Raw genomic sequence first — 397 nt, forward strand, 5'->3', positions numbered from 1 at the left:
CCGAGGGCCAGCGGCTCGCGCTCGCGCTCGCCGTCGTGCTCACCGCGCGCCCGCCACTGCTGCTGCTCGACGAGCCGACGCGCGGCCTGGACTACGCGGCGAAGGCGCGGCTCGTCGGCATCCTGACCGGGCTCGCCCGCGCCGGGCACGCGATCGTCCTCGCGACGCACGACGTGGAACTCGCCGCCGAACTCGCGCACCGCGTCGTCATCCTCGCCGAGGGCGAGATCGTCGCGGACGGCCCGGCCGCCGAGGTCGTCGTCGCCTCGCCGCTCTTCGCCCCGCAGACCGCGAAGATCCTCGCGCCGGGCGCGGCCTGGCTCACGGTGGGGCAGGTCGCCGAGGCGCTCGGCCCCGAGGGGACGGTGCGGCGATGAGCGGCGCCGCGCGCACGGGG

General features: G+C 78.1%; 1 protein-coding gene. It reads left to right on the forward strand.

Annotation, left to right across the window (positions count from 1 at the left end):
• A partial coding sequence (locus G3I42_RS26245) for an AAA family ATPase (RefSeq protein WP_164289931.1) occupies window positions 1-377 on the forward strand: 377 nt, incomplete at its 5' end.
• Window positions 378-397: the final 20 nt, after the last annotated feature.

The organism is Streptomyces sp. SID11385 (assembly GCF_010548245.1).
Classification (GTDB): domain Bacteria; phylum Actinomycetota; class Actinomycetes; order Streptomycetales; family Streptomycetaceae; genus Streptomyces.